General features: G+C 62.6%; 12 protein-coding genes. 11 read left to right on the top strand and 1 reads right to left on the bottom strand.

Annotated elements, in window-relative coordinates; translation table 11 throughout:
• From VQ071_RS13035 to VQ071_RS13015, 5 genes are all read left to right on the top strand, one after another.
• Entirely contained in the window at positions 1-1,608 is a 1,608-nt protein-coding gene (locus VQ071_RS13035; protein ID WP_340514442.1) for an AraC family transcriptional regulator, read from the top strand.
• A 141-nt stretch (positions 1,609-1,749) separates the two neighbouring features.
• Positions 1,750-2,751, top strand: a complete 1,002-nt coding sequence (locus VQ071_RS13030) for an ABC transporter substrate-binding protein (protein WP_340514441.1) — start codon at positions 1,750-1,752, stop codon at positions 2,749-2,751.
• Between the two features lie 196 nt (positions 2,752-2,947).
• Positions 2,948-4,003 (top strand): LacI family DNA-binding transcriptional regulator, encoded by a 1,056-nt coding sequence (locus VQ071_RS13025; protein WP_340514440.1) that lies wholly within the window; start codon positions 2,948-2,950, stop codon positions 4,001-4,003.
• A gap of 166 nt (positions 4,004-4,169) precedes the next feature.
• Positions 4,170-9,053 carry a carbohydrate binding domain-containing protein gene (locus tag VQ071_RS13020; RefSeq protein ID WP_340514439.1) on the top strand — a complete coding sequence of 1,628 codons (4,884 nt, stop codon included), beginning with the start codon at positions 4,170-4,172 and terminating at the stop codon, positions 9,051-9,053.
• 501 nt (positions 9,054-9,554) lie between these two features.
• Positions 9,555-9,740 carry a hypothetical protein gene (locus VQ071_RS13015; protein WP_340514438.1) on the top strand — a complete coding sequence of 62 codons (186 nt, stop codon included), beginning with the start codon at positions 9,555-9,557 and terminating at the stop codon, positions 9,738-9,740.
• A 166-nt stretch (positions 9,741-9,906) separates the two neighbouring features.
• On the opposite strand, the gene VQ071_RS13010 is transcribed toward VQ071_RS13015, so the two are convergent.
• A complete protein-coding gene (locus VQ071_RS13010) occupies positions 9,907-10,911 on the bottom strand; it encodes a LacI family DNA-binding transcriptional regulator (RefSeq protein ID WP_340514437.1) in 1,005 nt (334 codons plus the stop codon).
• 299 nt (positions 10,912-11,210) lie between these two features.
• On the opposite strand from VQ071_RS13010, the gene VQ071_RS13005 reads away from it, so the two are divergent.
• The 6 genes from VQ071_RS13005 (at position 11,211) to VQ071_RS12980 (ending at position 22,968) form a co-directional block, all read left to right on the top strand.
• Positions 11,211-12,587: an ABC transporter substrate-binding protein gene (locus VQ071_RS13005; RefSeq protein WP_340514436.1), complete on the top strand. Its 1,377-nt coding sequence runs from the start codon at positions 11,211-11,213 to the stop codon at positions 12,585-12,587.
• 108 nt (positions 12,588-12,695) lie between these two features.
• Entirely contained in the window at positions 12,696-13,592 is an 897-nt protein-coding gene (locus VQ071_RS13000) for a carbohydrate ABC transporter permease (RefSeq protein ID WP_340514435.1), read from the top strand.
• Positions 13,592-14,410: a carbohydrate ABC transporter permease gene (locus tag VQ071_RS12995; protein WP_340514434.1), complete on the top strand. Its 819-nt coding sequence runs from the start codon at positions 13,592-13,594 to the stop codon at positions 14,408-14,410. Before VQ071_RS13000 ends, VQ071_RS12995 begins: the two co-directional genes overlap by 1 nt.
• Before the next feature lie 30 nt (positions 14,411-14,440).
• The gene (locus VQ071_RS12990; protein WP_340514433.1) at positions 14,441-17,158 is read left to right on the top strand and encodes a glycoside hydrolase family 9 protein; all 2,718 of its coding nucleotides are present in this window, start codon (positions 14,441-14,443) and stop codon (positions 17,156-17,158) included.
• A gap of 411 nt (positions 17,159-17,569) precedes the next feature.
• Positions 17,570-18,931 (top strand): glycoside hydrolase family 64 protein, encoded by a 1,362-nt coding sequence (locus VQ071_RS12985; protein ID WP_340514432.1) that lies wholly within the window; start codon positions 17,570-17,572, stop codon positions 18,929-18,931.
• Positions 18,932-19,275: 344 nt separating this feature from the next.
• Complete coding sequence (locus tag VQ071_RS12980; protein ID WP_340514431.1) at positions 19,276-22,968, top strand: ABC transporter ATP-binding protein; 3,693 nt, start codon at positions 19,276-19,278, stop codon at positions 22,966-22,968.
• The last annotated feature ends 59 nt before the right edge of the window (positions 22,969-23,027 follow it).

Raw genomic sequence — 23,027 nt, 5'->3', positions numbered from 1 at the left:
GTGAGTTCATTCGGTTATCATCTGACTGGACTCGTCCGCATGGCGGGCGGTCCCGAGCTGCGCTTGCCGCCGCGCGCAGAGCGGCATGCGCTCATATTCATAGCGGAGGGCAGCGGCCGGATCGCGATCGGCCGCTATGGCTCGTCGTTCGGACCAATGAAGCTGTATTGGTGCCGACCCGGCGACGAGCTCAAGCTTCATCCGGCGCCAGGGCAGCCGGTATGCCTGTACCGGATCTCCTTTGATATTATCCGCCTGCCTTCAAGCGAGGCGGGGCCGGCCGGGAGCGACGGCGATCCGACGGCGTCGTGGGGCGTGCGCGAGCTGACGCTTGTCCATCCGGGCAAGGTGTCGCGGCTTGTCCGCGCGCTCGATGCCGCACTTCGCGGAGGCGCCGCACATGTCTTTTTCCAGGTGCAGTCCCTGTTCTACGAGCTGCTGCACCTGGTGGTCCCCCGCCCCGGCGCTGGCGCAGGTTGCGAACCCGCCGCGCGGATGGAGGATGTCGTCGCTTATGCGCGCGAGCACTACGCCGACGAACTGCCGAGAGGCAAGCTGGCCGCCATGGCCGGCGTCCATCCCGATCACTTCACCCGCTTGTTCCGCAAGACGACCGGTAGCGGCTATGTGGACTTTATCGCGAATATCCGCATCGCCAAAGCCCATGAGCGGCTGCTGACCACCAAGGACAGCCTGCTTGAGATCGCCAGACATGTCGGGTACAAGGACGAATTCTACTTCAGCCGCAAGTTCAAGCAGATCGTCGGAACCGCGCCGGCCATCTACCGGAAAAAGCCCAAATCGATCTTCTCGCTGGCAAGCATCTATACGGCCGGCTTGCTCGCCGTCGGCCATGTGCCGCCCGTAGGCAGCATGACGCCCTGGCTCAGCCGGCGCTATGACGGGGCGCTGCGGCAGGGTGCGCTCAAGCCCTTTTACTGGGATACATGCGATATTGGACAGTTGAAGGAACAGCCGCGCCCGGACATCATCCTCTGCCACGACATGCAGTTCGACGAGGCGCAGATGGATCGTCTGCGCGGCATCGCGCCGACGATCGCCATCCCGTTCGACAGCATGGACTGGCGGGAACAGTTCGCGGCCGTCGCGGAGCTGGCGGGCGAAGCCGCCAATGCCAGAGACTGGCTGGACAGATATGATGCCCGGATCGAGTCCGCCAAGGTGCGCATCGCCCGGCAGGTCGACCGCCGCGAGACGGTGCTCATACTGGAGATCTGGTCGGACGAGCTGATGGTGTACGGCGATACGTACGGCAGAGCCGGCCATATTCTGTATCGTTCGTTCGGCCTAGCGGCGCCGCGCAATGTGAGGGAGCGGGTCATGGCAGGGACAGGTTATTTGCATATCGGCTTGGAGCAGCTTGGAGAATACGACGCCGACCTGCTGTTCCTGATCGTGCACGAGGACAAGGCGAGCCGGCGGACGGCCAGTCTGCTCAAGCGCAGCGAGGAATGGTCAGCGCTCCGGGCCGTCCAGGACGGGCGCGTTTATGAATTCGACGGCGGTCTGTTCTACGGCTGCGATCCGGTATCTACGGAAGCCCAGCTGCAGCAGATCGTGCGCAGCCTGTCAGAATCGTCCAGGTAGGTCTGTCGGAAAGTTGCATGTACAGTGCGGGCAAAGGTTGATATTCTTTTATTAAGTGATAATGATTCTCATTATCCGTCGCTGCAGCGAACGAACGGGAATCGATCAACCTTATTTTTGAATGGAGTGACCATAGGCATTATGCAACGTATCCGCTCTCTCACCATTTGTATTTTATTCACGGTCCTGTTCGCCGCGCTATTGAGCGCCTGCGCAGGCGGCAGAGACAACGCCGAGGGGAGCGCCGCGCCGACGCAGTCCCAATCCCAGTCGCAGTCTCCGCCGGCAGCTGCAAGCGGAGCTGAAGCCGACCCGCAGGAAGCGAAGCCGAAGACGGTCGTCGACGACGCCGGCCACCAGGTCGTGGTGCCCGCCCATCCGCAGCGCATCGTCGCGCCATACCTCGAGGATCCGTTGGCGGTACTGGGCCTCAAGCCGGTCGCTCAAGTGCTGTACGGCAACGTCGAGCAGAATTACTTGAAGGACGAGCTGGCGGGAGCGGAGATCATCGACACGACCGGGGGCGGACTGCCGCTGGAGAAGCTGGTCGAGCTGTCGCCCGATCTCATCGTTCTAGGCAAGGGGATGGCCGGTGACGGCGCCTATGAGCAATACGCCAAGATCGCGCCGACCTTCGTCGTCGACAATCTGACCAAGAGCTGGCGGGAGACGCTGCTCACCATGGCCGGATTGCTCGGACGGGAGCAGGCGGCGGCAGACCGGCTGGAGGCGTACGATCGGCAGGTGGAGCAGGCGAAGGGGCAGCTGCGCGAGGCAGTGGGGGACGGCACGGCGGCCGTGATCGTGCTGTCGGAGAAAGAGTTCTACACGATGGGGCATATACAGGGCGGCCGGATGCTGTTCGACGAGCTGGGCGTGAAGCCGCACAGCCTGACGCCCGACAAGGACGAATGGAATACGCTGTCGATGGAAAAATTGCCGGAGCTGGACGCGGACTACTTGTTCGTAATCAAGACGGAGCGTTACCAGGCCTCCGCGCTGGAGAGCAATTCGTTATGGAAGGGGCTGCCCGCCGTGAAGCAAGGCCATGTGCTGGAGGTCGAGTCCGGCATCTGGCAGTACTCGGGTCTGATCTGCAACGAGCGGGTGCTGGCGGACATCGTGGGCGCGATCGTCGGTTAATCGGGCTGTCCGTCACCGCCGGCGGTCGGACACTGCAGCTGGGCGGCGCCATCGGCGCGCCCGGTTTTTTTTATTGACAATACGGCAAGCTGCGGCTGGAGCGGGACAGACAGCGGCGCGGCGGCCGCTCTATTGACCGGTCGCGGGCGGTTCGGCTAGACTCGGTTTAGGTCAAAATATGAACAGCGGGATGTTGATGAGAAAAATGGACAGCTACGATATCGCCAGGTTGGCGGGTGTGTCGAGAAAGACAGTGCAGCGCGTGCTCAACAACGCCGCCAGCGTGAAGCCGGCGACGAGGGACAAGGTGCTGCGCGTCATGCAGGAGCATCACTACGAGCCCAATTCGGCCGCCCGGCAGTTGTCTTCACGCAAGGCGAATACGATGGGGCTGTTTATCGTGCAGGACAAGCCGCTGTACACGCTGCATACGGACGACCTGTTCTACGGCCCGATCATCGGCGCGATTATTAGCCGCTGCGCGGAGCTGGGCTACACGACGCTCGTGTCGGTGCTCGATCTGTCGGATATCGAGTCGCTGTTCAGCATGTACAGGCAGAAGAGCATCGACGGCGGCTTTATCGTGAGCTGGTCGGACCTGCGTCCGGTCATCGATCGGATGGCGGTGGCGGGCTTCAAGGTCGGCCTGTTCGACGAAGGCTTTTATCATGCGCCCGAGGTGCCTATTCCGCATCTGGACAATCGCCGCAGCGCGCGCGATGCCGCGCGTTATTTGCTCGAGCTCGGTCATCGCGATATCGGGATTCTGACGGGCGACATGAACAACTTCACCGCCCAGGAGCGGCTGAAGGGGTATACCGAAGCGCTGCGCGAACGGGGGATCGAGCCGGCGGAGTCGCGTATTTGCTACGGGCAGTTCACGGAGGAGGACGGCGTCCGCGCGGTGGAGCGGTGGCTGGCCGCGGGCGATCTGCCGAAGGCGCTGCTATGCTCCAACGACCTGATGGCTTACGGCGCGCTCAAGGCGCTGTCGGGCCGGGGTGTGTCCGTGCCGGACGACATATCCGTCGTCGGCTTCGACGATCTGCTCGTCTCGCAATATACATACCCGCCGCTCACGACGATGAAGGTGCCGCGCGTGGACATGGCCGTGCATGTCGCCGACTGTCTCGTCGCCCTCGTCGAAGAACGAGAGCCCCCGGCTCCGGAGCAGTTCGTCGCCAGCTTGACGGAACGTCAATCCTGCGCGCCTGCCCGGCCCGCTCGCGGCGATCGACAGATTGGGCATTGACAAACGGCAAACGGCGGAGCTATATTTTACTTGAAAATGTCCCACGGGGGTCAAAACGGAATTTCTTCGCCTTTCATCAGCGCAGATTCCCCTTTGTCGAAAAATGTCCCACGTAGGACATTTTTCTCTACCCAAGCTGTAAGCGATTACAAAAAGGAGGCTAAGTATGTCGAAGTTCAAATGGGGAAATACAGCCGCAACCGCAGTTTTGTCCGCAGCCCTGCTGCTTGGTCCGATGGGAGCGGCGGCCCAGCCGTTAGCCGGCGTCGCAGCCGTCACCGAGCAGTCCGCAGCGCACTGGGCGGACGCGCCGCTGGCGAGATGGCAGCGGGAGGGGATGCTGCAGGGGTATCCCGACGGCACGATGCAGCCGAACCGGCCGATGACGCGCGCCGAATTCGCGGCGTTCGTCAACCGGATGTTCGGCCTGAGCGCCGGCGCCGATATCGCCTTCGCCGATGCCCCGGCAGCCTGGGCCGCCAGAGAAATCTCGGCGGCGATCGCCGCCGGATATTTGACAGCTGGCAGCGGCTCACGGGCCGAGGCGAGCCGGCCGATCGCCAGGGAAGAGGCCGCGCTCGCGCTGGGCAGGCTGTTCGCGCTGGCGAAGCCGGCGGCCGCCGCGCCGTGGACCGATCTCGCCGGCCTGGACGCCGAGACCGCGGCTGCCGTGTCCGCTCTGACGGCGGGCGGCTATCTGAAGGGACGGCCGGACGGCAGCTTCGGCACCGGCCGAACGATCACGCGCGCGGAGGCGGCGACGCTCCTGGATCGTCTCGTGGCCTGGCGATCCGGCAAGGCGGGCGTCGGCAAGCCGGGCTCTGTCGGCGGCAATGCCGTCGTCGCCGCAGCCGGCGCCGAGCTCGAGGCGGCGCATATCGCAGGCAATCTTTATTTGACAGAAGGAATCGGCGAAGGCGAAGTCAAGCTGGCTGACAGCGCTGTCGGCGGCACGGCTTATGTGCGCGGCGGCGGCGAGCATAGCATCGAGCTGGCGGATACGACGCTGTCGGAGGTTGTCGTGAACAAAGCGGGCGGCAAGGTCAGACTGCATGCGACAGGCAAAACGAAAATAGCGTCCGTCAAGTTCGAGACGGGCGGCGCGCTGGAGGCGGACGGGCAAGCGGCGCCGAATATCGGGCCGATCGAGGTCGCGGCTGGCGCCGGCGAGGTTCATCTGACGGGCGACTTCAAGCAGGTCGCCACGGTGTCCGCTGCGGCGGGCGCGGGCAAGGTCAAGCTGATCGTGTCCGGGCATATCGCCGAGCTGAGCGTCGATAGCGACGCGGATATCGAATTGGCGAGCGGCGCAGTCATCGACAAGCTGAAGGTCGGATCGGACGCCAAGTCGTCCTCGGTGACGGGCCCGGGCAGAATCGGCTCCGTCGACGACCGGTCGGGCTCGCTCGTCAACAAGGCGAGCGGCGGCAGCGTGACATCGCCGGCGGGTACGCCGACCCCGACGCCGACATCCACCCCGACGTCAACGCCAACTTCGACGCCAACGGCCACGCCGACGCAGAAGCCGGACGATCCGGGCGAGGCGGACTGGCAGCTCGTCTGGAACGACGAGTTTGACGAGAGCCAGATCGATCGGAGCAAGTGGACGTTCGATACGACGAACGGCGAGTCGGTTGGCAATCCCGGCTGGGGCAACAACGAGCTGGAGTACTACACCGAGCGTACAGAGAATGCGAAGCTGCAGGACGGCAAGCTGATTGTGACCGCCCGCAAGGAGCAGTACGGCGGCAAGTCCTATACGTCCGCACGCCTCAAGACGCAGGGGCTGTTCAGCCAGACGTACGGCAAGTTCGAGGCGAGAATCAAGTCGCCGACGGGCAAGGGGCTGTGGCCGGCGTTCTGGATGATGCCGGAGAACAGCGCGTACGGCATATGGGCCGCCTCCGGAGAGATCGACATCATGGAGGGCTGGGGCAGCAAGCCCAACACGGTCGCGGGCACGATCCATTACGGCTCGACCTGGCCGAACAACGTCTATTCGAGCAGCAGCTACAATCTGCCGAACGGCGGCACGATCGACGATTTTCACACCTATGCGCTTGAATGGGAGCCAGGCGCGCTGCGCTGGTACGTAGACGGACAGCTGCTCTCCACCAAGAAGGACTGGTACAGCAAGGGAGACGGCCAGAGCGACAACTATTCCTATCCGGCGCCGTTCGACCAGCCGTTCCATATGCTCCTGAATCTGGCCGTAGGCGGCAACTTCGATGGAGATCCGGCCGCGGACACCGTATTCCCGAGTCAGATGGAGGTCGAATACGTCCGCGTCTACGCCAAGGATAAGTATCCCGAGGCCGTGCCTCCGACTTATCCGAAGGAAGATTACCTGCCGGGCTCGAAACTGCCGCAAGATCCGGACGGGGATCTCGTCTACAATGCGGACTTCACGCAGGATGTGAGCGGTGATGCAGGCATGGGCGTGGCCGGCACGGCGCACTGGGCGCTGTACAAGGATCCGGGCGCGATTGGCTCGGTCGCCATCGAGCAGATCGGCGGCAACAACTACGCGCATGTGACGATCGGCAACGCAGGCGGCAACTTCTACTCGATTCAGCCGCAGGCGATCGTCTCGCTTGCCAAAGGCCGCTACTACAAGCTGACGTTCGACGCGAAGACGGACACGTCCCGCAACATGACGGTGCGCCTGACCGGAGGCGAGTTGAGAGGGTTCGTGACCTATTCGCCCTCGCTGAACGTGAGCCTCGGCGACGGCCTTCAGCCGTATGAACTGTTGTTCCAGATGAAGGAAGATTCGGACACGGCCGCGCGGATCGAGTTCAATATGGGAACGGACGCGAAGCCGGTATGGTTCGGCAATGTCAAGCTGGTCGAGATCGACGGCATTCCGTTCGATCACGATTCGGCCAGACAGCCGCAGGGTGACGGCAATCATATTTACAACGGCACATTCGACCGGGGCGAGCCGAACCGGTTGAGCTACTGGCATCTCCTCACGTCCGGCGGCGCCGCGGCGACCGCATCCGTGCCGTCGAACCCGGTATCCGAGCGCCGGTTGAACCTGGACATCACGAACGGGGGAAGCGCGCCCGGCGATGTGAAGCTGGTGCAAAAGGGATTGTTCCTGCTGGCGGACAACGACTATCGTCTCACCTTCGATGCCAAGGCGACGCAGGCCAGGGACATTCAGGTCGGATTGTATCGCAAGGACGGCACGGAGATCGCCGTGCAGACCGTGCAGCTCGGCGCGACCGAGCAGCAAGTGAGCGCCACGTTCGAGCATCTGAGCGGCCCGTCCGACGCCGAAGGCCAGATCGTCTTCAAGCTGGGCGGCCAGGCGGACGCGCTGCGGATCGACAATGTGAAGCTGGTGCGCACGAGCGTGTACTATGACCCGGATACGGTATTTTATCCACTGCGCAACGGCAGCTTCGGCGATGGACTCGCCTATTGGGAGACGTCGGGCAACGACGACCAGGCGGGCTCCGCCGGCGCGGGCGCCATCTCGGCATCCGTCGACGGCGATGCGGTGAAGCTGGCCATCGGCAATCAGGGCGGACGGCCGTGGAATGCGCTGCTGTTCCAGAAGGATATCCCGGTCAAGCCGAACGTGACCTACCGGGTCAGCTTCGACGCCCGCGCTTCGGTCGCCCGGCCGATGGAGGTCGTCGTGGAAAACAGCGGACCGCGCCAGCTCGACCAGACCGTCGACCTGGGGACGGAGAAGAAGTCGTATTCGTTCGAGTTTACGTCGAACAAGGCGGACGGCGTCGGACTCAAGTTTTTGCTCGGGCTCATCCATGACGGAGACGCCCGTCTGGCGCCTCATGACGTATGGCTGTCCAATATCAAGCTGGAGGTCAAGGACGCGCCGGTCGCAGCGCCGCCGCAGCTGCGCAAAGATACGACCGGCAACAAGGCAGGGCAGACGATCGAGCTGGCCTTCGCGGACGATCCGCAATGGCGCGCGGCCGTGTCGTCCGTCTCGGTGGGCGGCCAGGCGCTGACGCCGGACCGGTATACGCTGACGGCCGGACTGCTGACGCTGGCCGGCAGCAGCTTCCCGGCGGCGGGCGGCTACACCATCAAGGTCGTCGCGGCCGGCTATGCCGACAGCGTCATCGTCCAGCTGATTCTGAGCGATGACGGCAACCTCGTCGTGAACGGGGACTTCGCATCGGGTACGGACAACTGGGTGCTATGGACAGGCGACAGTATCGGCGTCGGGGGCAGCGCTGCGCTGTCGGCGCAGGATGGGACCGGCATCGTCGCGATCGCATCGAAGGGCGATCCGAACTGGGCCGTCCAGCTGTTCCAGGAAGGCATCCCGATGGAGGCAGGCAAGACGTATGAGCTGAGCTTCGAAGCCTCCTCCACAGTGAATCGTCCGATCACGGTCGAATTCTCGAATACGACGGCAGCGTCGTCCCAGCAGTCTTTTCATCTGACGAACGCCAAGCAGACGTATACGGCCCGCTTCACCGTAGGGACGGCAGCGCCGCTCAAGCTGAACTATCTGATCGGCAACGTCACCGCTGACGGCGCTACGACGCCGGACGGCGCCCATACGCTGACGCTGGACAACATCTCCGTCAAGGAGGTGCCGCCGCTGACGGGGCACCCGCTGCTGAACGGCAGCTTCGACAGCGGCACGGACAACTGGGCCTTGTTCGCCAAGGGGGATGCAGACGCTGCCATCTCGGTCGTGAACGGCGCGCTGCAGGTCGCTTGGGGCCACTACGACGGCTTCGAGATATGGGGCACGCAGGTGTACCAGGACAACCTGCTGCTCGAGGCGGGCAAGACATATACGCTGTCGTTCCAAGCCAAGTCTACCATCGGCAAGGAGATGCTGATCTCGGTAGAGAACGGAGAGGACTACAACGTCAAGTATATGGACACCAAGTCGGAGACGTTGGTCAAAGATAGCGACTACAAGACGTTCACCTATGAATTCACGATGGGGCCGGATACGGTGCAGAACGGCAAGCTGGTGCTGCAGATGGGCGGCAACCATGAGGGCAGTCACAGCATCACGCTGGACGATATCGTATTGACCGAACATCAGTAATCGGCGCTGTCGCCCGGCAAGCCAAAATCCCCCGGCCCGCGATCGGCGGTTCGGGGGTGCGGCCAAACGGGATTCGGCAGACTCGCAGCCCAGTACCTGCAAATATGCAGCTAATTCTCACGGGACGCCGTACTTTTGGAGCGATAGCTGCAAATGTGCAGTTAATTAGTCAAAAAGCGGTGTCAATCCGGCGCATACCCGGAAATAGCTGCATAATCGCAGTTATCGCTGCCAAACGCTGCGGCTGAGAGGAAAATAACTGCCGATTTGCAGTTATTGGGATGGGCGTCAAGCTGAAGCTAACTGCCGGTCGCAGTTATCGGGATGGGCGTCAAGCTGAAGCTAACTGCCGGTCGCAGTTATCGGATGAACGCCAAGCTGAAGCTAACTTACGATTCGGATTCGTATTTATCGGATGAACGCCAGGTGTCAGGCCAGCTGCGGTGGGGCGGTCGAGCGGTCTGAAAGTCGGGAGGTGGGGAGGTCGGTCGGAAAGCCGGAATGTGGAGCGCTGGCGGCCAGTCGGTAATCGACCAGTCGGTGATCGGCCAGTCTGTGATCGGCCAGTCGGTGATCGGTCAGTCGGTGATCGGTCAGACGGTGATCGGTCAGACGGTGATCGGCCAGTCGGTGATCGGCCAGTCGGTGATCGGCCAGTCGGTGATCTGTCAGTCAGCGATCGGTTAGTCGGTGATCGGCCAGTCGGTGATCGGCCAGTCGGTGATCTGTCAGTCAGCGATTGGTCAGTCGATGGGGCGGTAGAGTAGTCGGGTGCGGTCGGCGGGCGGGGAGCGGTGGCATCAGCCCGGGCGGCTCCCCCTAGCCCGGCAGCAATGCGCCGCCGCGGCGGCGTTCAGCCGGAGCCGCGCACCATCAGTTCGGATTCGACGACGATTGCGGACGGATCGATCTGGTGGTTGATCATGTCGAACAGCATGAGCGCGGCCAGCCGGCCCATCTTTTCGGTATCCTGCCGCACCGTCGTCAGCGGCGGATCGGAGTACAGGCAGGCGTCGATATCGTCGCAGCCGACGAGCGCCATATCCTCCGGGATGCGCAGCCCGTGCTCCTTCAACGCCCGCATGGCGCCGAAGGCGAGCAGGTCGGTGACCGCGAACAATGCTCTCGGGAGCGGGCCGCCGGCGGCGATCAGCTCCTTCATGGCGCGGTAGCCGCCCTCCATGCTGTAGTCGGCGCTCAGGAGCCGCCATTCGGGTCTGAGCGCGAGACCGAACGATTTGAGCGACTCGACGAAGGCCGTCTCGCGGATCGACGTGACGCCGGATTGCCGGTCGATGCCGAGCAGTCCGATCTCTCTATGGCCCTGCATATAAAAATGCTCGACCACTTTGGCCGAAATTTTCGCATTGTCGGACATCAGGTAGGTCGAATTGCGGCCGCTCATCGCGATGTCGATGCCGATGCACGGGATATCGCTCTGGTCCAGGTCGGCGATGCTGGGCTCTACATTGTCGCCGGCGATGATGATGCAGCCGTCCACCTGGAAGTGGCGGCAGCGGGCCAGATAATCTTCCTTCGCTTCGAAAAAGTTTTCGTTGGAGAAAAGAAGCAGGTCGTAGCCGAGCAGTCCGATCTGCTTCTTAAAGGCGTTAATGACCTCGACGAAAATCGGATGGTTCAGGTCCGAATTCAGTTTGCCGGCAAACACGGCGCCGATGAGGCTCGATTTTTTGGTCGCCAGCGTTTTGGCGGAGGAGGAAGGCCTGTAGCCGGTTTCCTCCATAATTTTAAGCACCCGTCGCCGCGTTTCCTCGCCGACATCGCTGTAATTGTTGATGATTTTGGAGACGGTGGCGATCGATACGCCGGCCATGGCGGCTATCGTTTTAATGTTCATCGTATCGGTCCCTTCAGGTTCACTGTCCGAAACCGTTTTCGAATCAACAGCGAACAATTGTAATAAATATACTGTATGTTTTCCCTTCCGTAAAGGACGATCGACGAAGAAACGTCAATAAAGACTGTATTTTTAAGCGATATCTATAATAAAAATTCTATTTTAATAAAATAATTCAAAAAATGTATTTTATATCTTTACAAAAAGAAATGTCTGGTAAATAATAAAGGTGAAATTACGAAATCGCTTTCGTAAATGTCGAAAGCGAGGTCACCAACATCCGATTGGGGGAAAAGAAAATGCTTAAAAAGCTGTCCACGCTCGGCCTGAGCCTCGCCGTCGTCTCCGCGCTCGCCGCTTGCGGCGGCAACAACGACAACTCGGGAAGCGCATCCGGCGACAACGGCGGAGCGCCCAGCTCCCAAGCCGCATCCAAGGATACGGGAAAGTCGGGCGACAAGGTCACGCTCAAGATCATTCACTGGATCAACGAGCCGGTCAACAAGTACTACGAGGAATTCAACAAGAAATTCATGGAGAAGTATCCGAACATCAAGGTCGACTATGTGACCGTGCCGTCCGACGCGACCTACGATCAGCTGCAGCAGACGCGTATCAACGCCAACGACACCGACCTGCTGGCGCTCAAGAGCGGCTTCGCGCCGATCCCGCAGGACTGGGCCAAGGGTGCCGAGTCGCCGACCTGGAAGCAGTGGATCGACGCCGGCCTGATCGCCGACCTGTCCGACCAGGAATTCGTCAAAAACTACAATCCGACCGACGTCGCCAACTCCACCACCTACAACGGTAAAGTATACGGCATCAACATGGGCAAAGTATCGTTCACCGGCCTTTATTACAACAAAAAAATATTCGCGGACAACGGCCTGCAGGTGCCGACGACATGGGACGAATTCACGAAGGTCGTCGATACGCTGAAGTCCAAGAAGATCGCGCCGCTCGGCTTCGCCGGCAAGGACATCTGGCCGTTCAACCTGGCTGTCCAAGGACTGTCCGCCTCGATCCAGCAGGACCAGGCCGCCTTCATCAAGGGGCTGTGGGACGGCTCCACCAAGTTCACGGACCCGGTGCAGATCGAGATTCTGAAGAAGTCGCAGTACCTGCTGGAGAATGCGGTAGACGGCACGATGGGCGTCGACTACGGCTCGCTGCCGAGCCTGTTCGTGAGCGGCAAGGTCGCGATGATCGCCGACGGCACCTGGAACGCGCCGACGATCAAGTCCGCCGACCCGAATCTCGAATTCGGCTACTTCCCGATTCCGGGCAGCAACGACGCAGCGCAGAACGCTTCGCTCGCCGGCAAGTACGACATGTCCTGGATGGTCCTCGAGAAGTCCAAGAACAAGGACGCGGCGCTCAAATGGCTGGAGATGCAGTCCGAGCCGGACAACTACGCCGAGTTCGTCAAGGCCTCGGGCTTCCTCCCGAATGCCGACGTGCAGGTCGACGATCCGTTCATCAATGAGCTCAAGCCTTACCTGCAATCGTTCAAGCTGACCTGGGACCAACTGTTCATCAACCGTCCGAATGCGGGCGAGCATGTGGCGGGCTCCAGCGTTCACGCCGAATTCCTCGCGCCGGCAGGCAAGATCAAGACGCCGGAGGAACTCGCAGAGCTCTCGCAAAAGGAATGGGACGCAGCCGCGCCCAAGTAATCCAGCCTCAAGCAAGCAAGCCAGCTAACCGGGGAACGGGGTCTGAGCCTTCAGGATCAGCCCCGTTTCCGATTGTCCGACACCAACCCGTACAGGGAGTGACTGTATATGTATCCGTTTGGCAGAGGGTTCTCGAGACATATGCCGCTGGCGCTGCTTCTGCTGCCGCTGCTGCTGTATCTCGTTTTTGCGTTCGGGCCGTCGATGGCCACCGTCTTTTTCTCCTTTACGAACGCGACCGGCATACCCGGCACGCACTGGCACTTCATCGGCTTCGACAACTATCACAAGCTGCTGTTCTCCTCCGACCAGGCCGAGCGGCTGCGCTCGATCCGCAATTCGCTCAAGTTCGCCTTCCTCGTCGTCCTGATTCAGAACGCGCTGGGCCTGCTGATGGCGGTGCTGATCAACAGGAAGATGAAGGGAGACGCCTTCTACCGCGCCACGTTCTTCCTGCCGGTCGTGCTCGGCGTCACGGTCACCGGCCTCGTCTGGCGCATGATGCTCAATCCGATGAGCGGCCCGATGACCTCGCTGTTCAAGCAGTTCGGCACGAGCAGCAGCTTTTTGTCCAGCTACGATGCGGCTTTTTACTGGATTATTTTCGTGCAAATCTGGATGTACATGGGCTACTCGATGACGATCTTCCTCGCAGGCCTGCAGTCGATCCCGAAGGATCTGTACGATTCCGGCTATATCGACGGCACGAACGCCTGGCAGTCGTTCCGCTACATTACATTTCCGATGATCGCTCCTTCGCTGACTGTGAATATGCTGCTGTCCATTATCGGCGCGCTGCAGACGTTCGACATCATCTACGTGCTCACCAATGGCGGCTTCAATACGCGTACGCTCGCGCTTGACGTCTACCGAGACGCGATCGCCAACAATACGACGGCGGATTACGGGCTGGCTTCGGCCGGCGCGATGGTGCTTTTCCTGTTCGTGTTTATTTTTACAATCATATTCATGTACCTGCTGCGCAGAAGAGAGGTCGATCTGTAATGGCCGAATCCAGGGCTTCCGTCAGTCTGCGATACGTGCTCGTGCTGCTCGCGCTGTGCGTCTACGTGCTGCCGCTGTTCTATTTGTTTAACGTGTCGATGAAGACGCAGATCGAATACTTGAAGGCGCCCAACGCCATCTTCGAGCAGCTGCGGTTCAACAACTTCGGTATCGCCTGGGAAAAAGGGGACTTCTCGCGCTATATCTGGAACAGCGTGCTGTATACGAGCGTGGCAACCGTAGCCTCGATCCTGCTGTCGCTGTTCGCCGCCTACCCGATTGCCCGCCGCTACGTGCGGTTTTCCAATCTGATCTATCTGTTCTTCACGATGTCGCTGTTCCTGCCGAGCCCGCTCGTGCCCCAGTTCTGGCTGGCCAGCGAGCTTGGCCTCTACAATACGCAGTGGGGCTACATTCTGCTGCGCACCGGCGGCACCGGCATCGCCTTCCTCATGTTCGTCGGCTACATCAAGTCCGTGTCGCGGGAGCTGGACGAGGCGGCTGCGATGGACGGCTGCGGCTACCTGCGCTTTATATTCCGCATCCTGATCCCGCTCGTGAAGCCCGTCATGGCGACCGGCGTCATGCTGACGGCGATCGGGGTCTGGAACGACATCATCGGTCCGACGATCTACCTGTCCGACACCAAGTACCAGCCGATCACGCGCGGCCTGTACGCCTTCTTCGGGCAGTATCTGAACAACTGGCCGCTGCTCGCCTGCGGCATCATCATCATCACGGCGCCGCTCATCCTGCTGTACGTGTTCATCCAACGCTATCTGGTCAGCGGTGCGCTGGCTGGCTCGGTCAAGTTCTAACATGTTTAATGGTAAAAAGGGGGGCTGACGATGCCGATTCAAGAAGCGGCGGCGGCGGGCGGGACTGCGGACGGCGCTAACGGTACTAATGATGCTGGCGGCAACGGCGGCGCGATGGAGGCGGCGCGGGCCCGGGCATTTCCGATGCCGATCCGCGAACAGGACGCCGCCGCCTGGCGGTGGCAGCGCAAGCCGGTGCTGCGGTCGCTCGCGCTCGATCGCATGCACGACGAGTCCGTGTGGGAGGCGGTCGAGCAGGCGCAGATGAGCTTCACCGCCGAGCGGGGGCGGCCCGGCTGCCGCTCCGTGCGGCTCGAGTCCCCGACGACATCCGACAAGTCGTACCAGACCGAGGCGCCGGGCCGACCGCACGGCAAGGCCGCCGTCAAGCGGCTGTTTCCCGGCGAGGACTGGCGCGCGTACAACCGGCTGCGCTTCTGGGTGTATCCGACGCTGCCGGGCTTCCGGCATATCTCGTTGTCGGTCGTCCTGCACAACGAAGGCGCGATCGCCGTCCCGGACGACTATTTGCGGGAGGGCATCCATTACTTCCAACTCCAGCCGGATACGTGGAACGAGGTCGTCTGGGAGATCGCACATCTCGACCGCGACCGCGTGACGGGCGTCGAGTTCGTCTACCGGCTGCAGGGCAGCGACGACGGCGCGGCGCGCCGGGTGCGGTACGACATCTCCGGGCTTGAGCTGCAGGAGGTCGACGCCGACTACAGCGAGGGCTGGGCGGTCGCGCCGGGCAGCATCGCCTTCAGCCATAGCGGCTACGCGCCGGACGCCGTCAAGACGGCGGTCGCGTGCGGCACGGGCGCGGCGCGCTTCGCGGTGCTCGCGGCGGACGGCGGCGCGGTCGCGTACGAGGGCGACGTGCGGCGCGCCGACTCGCCGCTCGGCGAGGGCGGCTACGAGCTGCTCGACTTTACGGCGCTCGCGGCGCCCGGCCGCTATGTCGTCCGGCTCGGCGAGCTGACGTCCGGGGCGTTCGAGATCGGGCCGCGTGTGTGGGAGGCGTCGATCTGGAAGACGCTGAACTTCTTTTACGGCCTCCGCTGCGGCATGGAGGTGCCGGGCGTGCACGACGTCTGCCACCGGGACTTCCTGTGCCGGCACGGCGACCGGCAGATCGTCATCAACGGCGGCTGGCACGACGCCGGCGACCTGTCGCAGGGTCTCGTCAACACGGCCGAGGCGGTGTATGCGATGCTGTCGCTGGCCGCCGCGTTGGCGGGGAGCGGTGCCGGGATTGCCGCCGAGGCAGATGCGGCGCTGGTCGAGCGGCTGCGCGAGGAAGCGCGCTGGGGGCTGCAGTGGATGCTCAAGACCCGGTTCGGAGACGGCTATCGCACGACCTGGGCGACGATGGATCTGTGGACGGACGGCATCCTGGGCACGGCCGACGACGAGGTGTGCGAGGCGGGCGACGATCCGCTCTCCAACTTCGCCGCCGCGCAGGCGGAGGCGCTGGCCGCGCGCAGCTATCGCGACGCCGACCCGATCCTGGCGGCGCGCGCGCTGACGGCTGCCCGCGAGGACTGGGCGTTCGCGCGGGCGGCATTCGACCGGGAGGCGGATGAGATGTCCGAGTGGCAGCCGCCGCTGATCGCGGCCGCCGCAGGCGTCGGAGCCGCAGTCGAGCTGTACGAGGCGACCGGCGAGCAGGCTTATCTCGAGCGCGCGGCAGAGCTTGCCGCTTATGTGCTCGCTTGTCAGCAGACGACGCTGCCGGACGATTGGGATACGCCGCTGAACGGATTTTTCTACACGAGTCCGGCCCGGCGCGCGCTGCTGCACTTCCCTCATCGCGGCCACGAGCAGGCGCCGGTCGTCGCGCTCGGCGCGCTGCTGCGCGTATGCCCGGATCATGCGGATGCAGGACGGTGGTATGCGGCGATCGTGCTGCATTCGGCGTACATGAAGCGGCTGGCCGCGTACACCGCGCCCTACGATATGCTGCCTGCGGGCATCTACGATCTGGCGGCGTCGGACGATCCGGCGTACCGCGAGCAGGTGCTGCAGGGCGTGCGGCTGTCGGACCGCTACTATGTGCGGCGGTTCCCGGTCTGGTACGCGATGCGCGGCAACACCGGCACGGGCCTGTCCCAGGCGAAGGCCGTATCCGCCGCGGCCGCGCTGCGGCGGGACGACACGCTGCGCGAGCTGGCCGTCCGCCAGCTGGAGTGGACGGTCGGGCGCAATCCGTTCGCCCAGAGCCTGATGTACGGCGAGGGCTACGACTTCACGCCGCAGTATACGGCGATGTCGGGCGACTTGTGCGGCTCGCTGCCGGTCGGCATCCAGACCAAGCGGGAGGCGGACGTCCCCTATTGGCCGATGCAGAATTGCTACAACTACAAGGAAGTGTGGGTGCATCCGTCGTCGCGCTGGCTGTGGCTGATGTGCGATCTGTATGGACCTGCGGGAGAGGCTGCTGCCGGAGAAAAGGGAGCGGACGATGACGTGACCGTGAGCTGCGAAGCGGACGGGAGCGGGCTGCGGTGGCATATCCGGGGGCTCGGCGGCTTCGCCGGAGGCGCGGACTGCCGCATGGTGAGCCACAATCTGCGGCTGGAGCGGCCGCATGAGGCGGAGCAGGCCTTCGCGGCGCGCGGCGAGGCGCTGCTGAGCGGCGAGATCATCGACGCGCGCGAGCCGGCGGTGCTGCTGGTCGTCCCCGGCGGACGGCTGGACCGCAGCCGCGAATGGACGGGCGGCGCCCTCCCGGCGCGCCTGGACTAGGGCCGGACGCGGCGTTTCGAGCCGAGTGAACGAGAAGCCTGCAAGCGTGGTCAGCGTGCAGGCTTTTCGCCTCCCCGGCGGCTCAGGTTCGTCCGATAACTGCAAACGGTCCTATTTGCAGCTATGATCGACGGGGTCTCGTCCCATCGCCATAACCTTCGTATTTGCTGGAATCGTGGGCAACTCGCGTTTTTTACATTTTAACGATATCCCCTTCGATCAGGCAGATGTTCGGGGCGGGCATGGAAGGAGGAGGAGCGGACGGGCGCAAATGGGGCGGCAGAACGGCACAGTGAAGACGATGAGAGGGGGTGATTGATGAACGGGATGCGGGCCAAGTCGTAGCAGTGTACGTTGTGTACCGGGCAACAGGCAAACGGAACGCCACTAATCAAATGGAGGCAGATGCAAATGATTAGAAAGAAGACGTTGTTGCTGTTGTTATCTCTGCTCGCGGCAATCAGCTTTCCGATGTTTTCGTCCCGGGTCGCGGCCGCCGATTTTGCACAGGGCGTGTCCGTCTCCGGCTCGACGGCGACCATCTGGTTCAAGTCCAACGTCGGCACGACCTGGGTCGACGTGCATTACAAGCTGAACGGCGGCGTCCAGCAAAATCTGCGGATGACCTACAGCTCGGCGAACGCCCGCTATGAGCAAGCCGTATCCGGCGTGGCGTCCGGCAATTCGCTTCAGTATCTCTTCACCTATAATAACGGCAATCCGGCCTACGATACGGCGACGTATACGTACACGATCGGCGGTGGCGGCAGTGGCGGTGGCGGCGGCTCGGGCTCGGGCATCGGCTCGGTGCCAGCGTCCTCGATTCCGACGCCGCCGAACAACGGCTCCGTGTCGCTCAAGGTGATGAACGGCACGGGCGGCGCCTACGCCGACAGCCAGATCTACTGGGGCGTCATCGGCATCAACCCGGCCAACGGCGCCTGGAGCTATCTCGACCTGAACGGCAACCTGCTGCCGATCTCGAACGCGCTTAACGACGCATCGGGGCATCTGACCAAAAACGGCCAGAACTATGCGAACATCTACCATACCGTCAGCGCCGCGAGCTGGGTCAACCTGCCGAAGATCACGTCGGGCCGCATGTTCCTGTGCGTCGGCACGCCGTGCTATATCAAGACTTATAACGACGGCTTCGCGGGCCCCGATATTAACAATCCGTCCGATCCGAACCGCAACATTTACTTCGACTTCATCGAGTTCACGGTCGACAATACGGGTTATCACGGCAATACGACCCGGGTCGACGGCTTCGGCTTCCCGGTCCAGCACCGGCTCGTCAACAAGGCGGGCAACTTCGACCGGACGGTCGGCGAGCTGGAGTCGGAGACGCGGTCCGGCTTGTTCGCCAAGTACCAGAACGAAGTGCCAACGGCGTTCAAGTCGCTCGCGACTGTGCAGGCGCCTTACCGCATCGTCGCGCCGATCCACGGCTCGTTCGCCGTCGGGGGCGCCAATGCCAACTACTTCGCCGGTTACTCCGGCTACAGCACCCAGGACATTTTGCGCTGCGACGGCAGCCTGACCGACGCCTCCGCTTGCGCGGCGATCAACAGACATGTCTATACGACCGGCAACTGGAACAATGTAGCGAACTACTACAATGCCGCACCGGCCAACTATTACGCCAAGTTCTGGCATGATCACAGCATCGATCATCTCGCCTACGGGTTTGCGTACGACGATGTCAACGGCCAGGCGGCATATCTGGAGGTCGGCGATCCGAAGGGCCTGATCATCCGCGTAGGCTGGTGAGCGCGCACAGCCGCTAGTGTACGCATGATCTTTTGACAAGCTCGACCGCCCTGGACAATCGCATCAGAATCGCACGGGGAGCGCCCCGTCGGAGCCGGACACGAACCGTGTCGCTCTGACGGGGCTTTTTCTCCTCGCCCATAATGATTCGGAAAATATAAACCGGTCGGATGCGATCGGCGGCCAAATGAGCATTGAGTTATAGCGAGCTTCTTGCTACAATTGATAACGATTATCATTATTATTAAACTGAGGAAGTGATCCTTACGGAACCTCAAGCGCAGTCCAAGCGAGATGCGGCGCCCAAGGCCAAGAAGGGGAAGCCGCTTAAGCCGCCTTCTCCGATGTCTCGTTTAAAACCATTTTTGCTCAAGCGCAAGGCGGCGTTGGCCGGCTCGATCGCGACGGGCGTCGTGGCGACGCTCATGGGGCTGATCCCCTATTGGGTCATTTATCGCATCTGTCAGGGGCTGTCCGACGGCAGTCTGCTCGGCGATCGCACACAATTGCTGACGCTGGCCGGGGCGGCCCTGTGCGCGATCGCGTTCAAAGGGCTGCTGACGGCGCTGTCGACGAATTGGACGCATCGCGTCGCTTATGATGTGGTGTACGAGGTGCGGATGGCGCTCGCGGACAAGCTGGCGCGGCTGCCGCTCGGCTACTTCGATCGGACGGACAGCGGCAAGCTCAAGCATACGCTGAACGAGGACGTAGAGCAGCTGGAGGAGGGCATCGCCCATCTGCTGCCGGACCTGACGACCAGCACCGCGCTGCCGCTTCTGTCCTTCGCCATCATGTTTGCGATGGATTGGCGGATGGGGCTGGCCGTGCTGGCCTTCATCGGCGTCACGGTCGGCGGCTATTCGCTGGTGATGACCTTTCTGAAGCCGCTGCAGGCCGGCTACGGTCAGGCGGGAGCGGCCGTCAGCAGCGCGATTCTTACATATGTGTACGGCATGAAGGTGATTCGCGCCTTTTCCCGCACCGAGTCGGCGTTCGATTCTTATGCGCAGGCGGTGCGCCGTTTTTCGGAGACCTCCTCCCATATCGAGGGCAAGAGCATGCCGGCCAAGACGATTGCGGTGCTGCTCTCGCGGACGGCGCTGCTGATCGTGGTCCCGTCCGGCCTGTGGCTGGCGGCGCGGGGGCAGCTTGAGGTTCCAGTACTGATCTTCTTCGTTCTGATGTCGCTCGGCGTGGGGGCGGCGTTGTTCAAGCTGCTCCGGTCGAGCGGCATGACGGCTTTCCGGCTGGCCGCAGCGCTCAAAAATGTGAGCAAGCTGCTGGAGGAAAAGGGCATGCAGACGGCGGATCGGCTGCAAACGCCGCAGGGCACGGATATCCGGCTGCAGCATGTGACCTTTGCCTATGACAAGCAGGTCGTGCTCAGCGATGTATCGCTTCACATTCCCGCCGGCACGATGACTGCGCTGGTAGGTCCGTCGGGCGCGGGGAAAACGACGATCGCCCGACTGCTGCCCCGGTTCTGGGATGTCGACAGCGGCAGCGTAACGATCGGCGGCGTCGATGTGCGCGAGATGGGCGAGGAGCAGCTGATGTCGCTCGTATCGTTTGTGTTCCAGGACGCGTACTTGTTCCAGGGAACGATCATGGACAATATCCGGTTCGGCAAGCCCGGCGCTACGGACGAAGAGGTGATGGCCGCGGCGCGGCGGGCCGGCTGCCATGCGTTCATCGAGGAGCTGCCCCAGGGCTATCGGACGCCGGTCGGCGAAGGCGGGATGACGCTCAGCGGCGGTCAGCGGCAGCGGATCAGTCTCGTGCGGGCGATTCTGAAGGACGCCCCGATCATCGTACTCGACGAGGCGACGGCATTGGTCGATCCGGAGAACGAAGCCCGCATTCAGGATGCGATCGCGGGACTGCTTCACCCGGTCGACGGCGAGCCCAAGACGATCGTCGCGATCGCCCATCGGCTCGGCACGATCGTGCATGCGGACCAGATTGCCGTCATCGACCAGGGAAGCGTCGCGGCGGTCGGCACGCACGGCGAGCTGCTGGCGGGCAGCGAATTGTATCGCCGCCTGTGGGAGTCGTACGAGGCCGGCACCGAGGATCTGGAGGAGGAGCCGACGGCTCTCGCGGCGGAGCGGTCTAAGCAGCAGATGAGTGCGCGGACGGCGGAGCGACAGCCAGCCGCGCCTGCGGCCGCGGCTGCGGCGAATGCGGCGGCATCGGGCGGGCAGAGCGCCGGCCAGCCGGAGGCGGACGATCCGCACCGGCATCTGGCTGAGATGTCGGAGCTGCGGCAGTCGCTGCTGCTGGCAGACGAGCGAGGCGGCCGGCTGCGGGGTGCGCTCATCTTTTCCATTTTTGAGAATGCGTTTACCGCTCTTGGCTCTATCGCTGTGGTTGCCGTCCTGTACGAGCTGCTGACCGGCAGCACGAACGGGGCGTGGCGCGCGGTGGGCTGGATGCTGCTGATGTTCGCGGGCCAGGGCGTGTTTTATTTTCTGACGAACAAATGGAGCTTTCCGCTGTTCGGTCATTTTCTGACGCATATCCGTCTATATTTGGGCGATCGGCTGCGCAAGGTGCCGTACGGATTTTTCCTGCAAAAGGACGCCTCCGTGCTGGAATCCCGGGTGAAGACGGATGCGGGCAGCTACATCTACGTGCCAGCCGTTGTGGTCGGTCTGATCAAGGCATGCGTGATCCCGCCGCTGATTCTAATCGCGATGCTGTGGATCGACTGGCGCCTGGCGCTCGTCTCGCTGGTCGGGGTTCCGCTTAGCATCGTCTCGACCTGGCTGGCCGAGCGCAAGCTGAAGGATATTATGCAGAAGCTGTCCGCGGCGCGGCAGGCGGCCAACAGCCGGATTTTGGAGTATATCCGCGGCATCGCGGTCATTCGTTCGTTCGGGCTGACGGGCAGCCGGATGGGCAGCTATGAGGAGACGATTCGCCGCTACAGGGACGCCAGCATCGCGATCAATCGGGAGCTGACGCCGTACACGGCCGTCTATCATGTCGCGTTCGAGGTAGGTCTGGCGCTCGTCCTGATCGTCGGCGGGATATTCGTCGGGCAAGGAACGCTGGAGCCGGCGAGCTTCATGGTGTTTCTCGTGTTGGCGATCTGCTTTTACGAGCCGCTGCCGCTCATGGATTATGCCATGTTCAAGCGCATGTTCGCGACGACGGTGAACCATATGAACGACATTATTTTGGCCGACGATATGCCGGTGCTGCCGGCTTCGGACCGCCCGCAGCGGGGCGCCGAGATTGCGTTTTGCGACGTCACCTTCGCATATGACGACAAGCCCGTGCTGAACGGTCTGAACCTGGTCATTCCGGAGCGGGGGACGACCGCGCTCGTCGGACCGTCGGGCGGTGGCAAGACGACGATGCTGCATCTGATCGCGCGTTTCTGGGACGTGCAGCAGGGGGCGGTGACGATCGGCGGCGCGGATGTGCGGAGTTTGAGCTCCGACGAGCTGATGCGGCAGCTCGCCTTTGTGTTCCAGGACGTGTATCTGTTCAACGACACGGTGGCGAACAATATCCGCTACGGCAACCCGGGCGCGAGCATGGAGCAGGTGGAGGATGCGGCCCGCAAGGCGCGCTGCCATGAATTCATTATGGAGCTGCCGGACGGCTACGAGACGATGGTCGGCGAAGGCGGGGGGCTGCTGTCGGGCGGCCAGCGGCAGCGCATCTCGATCGCTCGGGCGATTCTCAAGGATGCGCCGATTATTTTGCTGGACGAAGCGACGGCCAGTGTCGATCCCGACAATGAGCGCTACATTCAGGAGGCGTTCGAGGAGCTGGCCCGCGACCGGACGGTCGTCATCATCGCCCACCGCCTGCACACCGTCCGCCGCGCCGACCATATCGTCGTGATCGACGACGGCAGGGCGGTTCAGTCCGGCACGCACCGCGAGCTGCTCGCGAGCGGCGGCATCTATCGCCGCTTCTGGGAGGAGCGCCGCCGCGCCCAAGGCTGGGTCATGCGCAGGGGCACAGAACGCAGAGAGTCAGCAGCACAGGAAGCAAGGGCGCAGGAGGCCGAGGCATAAATAACGCGTATGCCGCGCGTCCGGCCGGGATTTCCGCTAATCGGCGGCGGTCCCGGCCG

Origin of the sequence: Cohnella sp. 56 (genome assembly GCF_037963805.1) — a bacterium.
GTDB lineage: Bacteria > Bacillota > Bacilli > Paenibacillales > Paenibacillaceae > Cohnella.
The sequence above is the reverse complement of the archived record's forward strand: the minus strand, read 5'-3'. Positions and strand labels throughout refer to the sequence as shown.

Coding starts and splice junctions, on each gene's coding strand:
- VQ071_RS12985 (WP_340514432.1), top strand. CDS start 17,570: ATGATTAGAAAGAAGACGTTGTTGCTGTTGTTATCTCTGCTCGCGGCA.
- VQ071_RS13010 (WP_340514437.1), bottom strand. CDS start 10,911: ATGAACATTAAAACGATAGCCGCCATGGCCGGCGTATCGATCGCCACC.
- VQ071_RS13030 (WP_340514441.1), top strand. CDS start 1,750: ATGCAACGTATCCGCTCTCTCACCATTTGTATTTTATTCACGGTCCTG.
- VQ071_RS13015 (WP_340514438.1), top strand. CDS start 9,555: ATGTGGAGCGCTGGCGGCCAGTCGGTAATCGACCAGTCGGTGATCGGC.
- VQ071_RS12980 (WP_340514431.1), top strand. CDS start 19,276: ATGTCTCGTTTAAAACCATTTTTGCTCAAGCGCAAGGCGGCGTTGGCC.
- VQ071_RS13025 (WP_340514440.1), top strand. CDS start 2,948: ATGAGAAAAATGGACAGCTACGATATCGCCAGGTTGGCGGGTGTGTCG.
- VQ071_RS13005 (WP_340514436.1), top strand. CDS start 11,211: ATGCTTAAAAAGCTGTCCACGCTCGGCCTGAGCCTCGCCGTCGTCTCC.
- VQ071_RS13000 (WP_340514435.1), top strand. CDS start 12,696: ATGTATCCGTTTGGCAGAGGGTTCTCGAGACATATGCCGCTGGCGCTG.
- VQ071_RS13020 (WP_340514439.1), top strand. CDS start 4,170: ATGTCGAAGTTCAAATGGGGAAATACAGCCGCAACCGCAGTTTTGTCC.
- VQ071_RS12990 (WP_340514433.1), top strand. CDS start 14,441: ATGCCGATTCAAGAAGCGGCGGCGGCGGGCGGGACTGCGGACGGCGCT.
- VQ071_RS12995 (WP_340514434.1), top strand. CDS start 13,592: ATGGCCGAATCCAGGGCTTCCGTCAGTCTGCGATACGTGCTCGTGCTG.